Genomic DNA, 1,143 nt, shown 5'->3' with positions numbered 1-1,143 from the left:
AAAAGTGCAACATAGTGCACTTTTGCTATCTTTTTCAGCCAATAACAATTTTCAACATCAAAAAGAGCGCTTTAATGCACCTTTTAACGTATATTTGAATAATAGGTTTTACAAACGGGAAGGGCAATGCATCTTGGTAGCATACTGAAGGAACGAAGAAAACTTCTTGATATAACCCAGGAAACGCTTGCCGATATGTCAGGTGTTGGATTGAGAACATTGAAACAGCTTGAAAGCGGAAAGGGAAATCCTACCATCATCACATTAGAGAAAGTTGCCGATGTACTCGGAATGCAGCTCGTTCTACAAATCAAATCGATGGATCAATAGCTATGAGGGTGGCGGAAATTATGTACAAGGGCGAAGTTGCTGGCAAGCTAATCCAGCATAACGATGGTTCGTTTAGCTTCACCTATGAAGATACCTGGATAGCAAACAGCCAGAAACCTCCTGTTAGCCTCACTTTGCCGAAATCAGTCAAGGTGTATAACGCCAAAACTCTTTTTCCTTTCTTTGCTAATATGTTGCCGGAGGGCGTCAATAAGCATGTTATCTGCAGGTCCCTAAAAATTGACGAGGACGACTATTTTGGGCTTTTACTGAACGTTGCGCAGTACGACGCAATTGGAGCTGTCACAGTCAAACGGACAAACGACTCGGCATGAGTATACCTATTATCAAATACTGTCCGGGTACATTAGCCGAAAGCTATGATACTTACAGCAGACAATGCCTGAAAAGAATGTTCAATGGGGCGAAAGTATCACATGTATTACCGTATGACTCGCCAGCTTCCGGGGGCCTTGCTAACATAGCGTTCTTGCAGAGCCAAAGGCGAGTGTCAATTTCCGGCGTCCAAGAAAAATTTTCCATAATTCAGGTCAAGAGTAAGTTGAGATTGGTTGGAGAGGACGAGCAGGGAACGCACATCCTTAAACCGATACCCACCATCGGTAGTAATCCAGATCAAATGCCAGCCAATGAACATTTGACGATGCAAATAGCCCGCCAGGTTTATGGCATTGAAACGGCAGACAATGCACTTATTTTCTTTGAAAACGGTAAACCCGCATATCTGACCAAGCGCTTTGATGTACATGACGGAAATAAAAAGAAGGCGGTAGAGGATTTCGCGGCTTTGGC

At 43.5% G+C, this 1,143-nt stretch carries 3 protein-coding genes; all 3 read left to right on the top strand.

What is annotated here, in order from left to right; genetic code table 11:
• Positions 1-126: 126 nt before the first annotated feature.
• Positions 127-330 carry a helix-turn-helix transcriptional regulator gene (locus BP71_RS37875; RefSeq protein ID WP_090373383.1) on the top strand — a complete coding sequence of 68 codons (204 nt, stop codon included), beginning with the start codon at positions 127-129 and terminating at the stop codon, positions 328-330.
• Positions 331-350: 20 nt separating this feature from the next.
• A complete protein-coding gene (locus BP71_RS37870) occupies positions 351-665 on the top strand; it encodes a HipA N-terminal domain-containing protein (protein ID WP_496387125.1) in 315 nt (104 codons plus the stop codon).
• The coding region (locus BP71_RS37865) for a HipA domain-containing protein (protein WP_496387123.1) at positions 662-1,143 on the top strand (482 nt) is incomplete at its 3' end. The genes BP71_RS37870 and BP71_RS37865, both read left to right, overlap by 4 nt.

The organism is Dyadobacter ginsengisoli DSM 21015, from assembly GCF_059568735.1.
Note: the sequence above shows the minus strand (reverse complement) of the source record. Positions and strands in the feature narration are given on the sequence as shown.

Bases quoted from the DNA above. Each gene is read 5' to 3' on its own strand.
- BP71_RS37875 (WP_090373383.1), top strand. From the start codon at position 127: ATGCATCTTGGTAGCATACTGAAGGAACGAAGAAAACTTCTTGATATA.
- BP71_RS37870 (WP_496387125.1), top strand. From the start codon at position 351: ATGTACAAGGGCGAAGTTGCTGGCAAGCTAATCCAGCATAACGATGGT.